This is a genomic window from Actinomadura darangshiensis (assembly GCF_004349235.1).
GTDB lineage: Bacteria > Actinomycetota > Actinomycetes > Streptosporangiales > Streptosporangiaceae > Spirillospora > Spirillospora darangshiensis.
Map to the genome: position 1 here is coordinate 1 of NZ_SMKY01000588.1, position 2,029 is coordinate 2,029.

A 2,029-nucleotide genomic window follows, 5' to 3' on the forward strand; every position below is an offset into this window, starting at 1 on the left:
GGCCTGCAGGGGGCAGCGGTCCACGACCCACGCGTCCTCGTCGTCGCCCGGCGGCAGCGGCGGCTCGTCGGTGAGCCGGTCCAGGTGCCACTCGATGTGCGCCAGCGGCCCGCGCCAGCCCGCCAGCAGGTCGGCCAGCGGACGCGGCGGGCCCGGCGGGCCGTAGGGGCGCGGGTCGGGCAGCTGCGCCTCCCACAGCGCGTCGTCGCAGTCGGCCGCCCAGTGCGCCACCGCCTCCAGCACCTCCTGCAGGTCGCGGGCGAGGGCGCCCAGCGACCGCAGCGCCATCGCGTCCTGGATCAGCCGCTCCCGCGCGTCATAGGGCATGTCCTCGCCGAAGCCGGGCGGGAACGCCGGCGGGCGCCCGTCGAGCACCGGGTCCTCGCCGGTCGTCGCCGACCGGACCGCCGCCGCCTGCCACCGCGTCCACTCCGCCAGGTGCCCCAGCACCCCGCGCAGCGCCGCCGCGCCCGCGCCGCCGCCGCGGACCTCCTCCGCCGCGTCGCGCAGCCGGGCCCGCACGTGCTCCAGCCGGTCCAGCGTCCACGCGCGGGCCCGCGCCGCCCCCGCCGGCCCGCGCGGCCCCGGCTCGGCCGGGGGCCGCGGCATCGGCACCCGCAGCGCCGCCAGCAGCTCGTCCAGGTCGCGGACCTCCGCGCCCCGCCCCGACAGGAACGCCGCGCCGATCCGGTCGAGCCGGAACATCCGCGGCCCGTCGCGCATCCGGCACCACCCGACCAGGTACTCGCCGTAGGGGGCGACGACCAGGCCGTGCGCCTCCACGTCGCGGAAACTGCGGGCCCCCGCCTGGTCGGTGTAGGCGAGCCGTACGACGCGGCGGGTGCGGACCGCCTCGGCCAGCGCGTCGTGCACCGGGCCCATCAGCGACCCCGCCTCGGTCAGTGGATCGGGCCCGGCGGGCTCCGGCAGGACGTACCCGCGGCCCTTCTCGGCCCGCACCGGCAGCCCGCCGTGCGTCAGCATCTCCACGTCGCGGCGGACGGTCCGCTCGCTGACCCGCAGCCGCGCCGCGAGGGCGGCCGGGTCCAGCGGCTCGGGGGAGGCCGCACGCAGCTCCGCGACGAGCGCGAGCAGCCGGTCTACGCGATCCACGCCACCCATCGTGGCCCCGCCCACCGACATTCCGCCGCCCGGCAGGGGCCCGAATCCCCTGCGGGCAAGGGGAATCGGGCCTCCGGGGGCAGGTCAGCGGCCTGACAGCTCCGCGGCCAGGCCCTCGAAGTCGGCGGCCGTCAGCGACAGCGCGCTGCCGATCGCCTGGGTCGCCTCCGCGCTGCCCAGATGCCGCGTCGCGGCCCGGTCCAGGTAGGCCTCCACCAGCCGCGCCCCCGTCAGCCGGCCGCGCGGCCGCAGCGAACCCACCTCGCGGTTCACCACCGCCCACGCGTCCGACCCGATCCGAAGGCTGCGCTCCTCGGCCAGCAGCCGCAGCAGCGCCGACCGCGCCGCCGGGTCCGCCAGGTCCGGCAGCCGCACCGCGCGCAGGTCGGTCACCAGCTCCGGTGACGCAGCCGACAGCTCCCCGACCCGGTCCGGTTCGCACGTGCCGAGCAGCGCGGTGTCGTTCACACCCTCCAGCCGCGTCCGGTAGAGCACCGACGCGTACGCGGCGCCCTGCGGCTCGTCCAGGATCAGGCCGTCCAGGCCGTCCAGGAGCAGGACGTGGCCGGCGTGCTCCTCCAGCGCGGCGCGCAGCCCGTCGGGGCCCCGCTCGCGCAGGTCCTCGGCGTGGACGGCGTGGACCTCGCCGCTGGAGGCCTCCACCTCCGCCAGCGCGCGCGCCGCCATCCGGGCCAGCCGCCGCTGCCCGCTGGACGGCGTGCCGATCAGCAGCAGGGCCGGCGCCGACGCGCTGGACACCTCCTGCCCGCGCAGCCGCCGCGCCCACTTGCCGCGGCGCCGCACCTCGGTGACGACGCGCTCGATGTCGTCGGCGCCGCACAGGAAGCGGATCCCGTACGCCTCGGCGACCTGCGGGGCGTGCTCGGGGACGGGTGCGGGCGGCGCC

Annotated in this window: 2 protein-coding genes; both read right to left on the reverse strand. The window is 78.9% G+C overall.

Features of this window, described 5'->3' with window-relative positions; all coding sequences use genetic code 11:
• On the reverse strand, positions 1-1,113 hold a 1,113-nt coding region (locus tag E1293_RS46670), incomplete at its 3' end, for a helix-turn-helix transcriptional regulator (RefSeq protein WP_165978727.1).
• Between the two features lie 93 nt (positions 1,114-1,206).
• Positions 1,207-2,029, reverse strand: an 823-nt coding sequence (locus E1293_RS48390) for a hypothetical protein (protein ID WP_165978728.1), incomplete at its 5' end; no start/stop codon positions are given.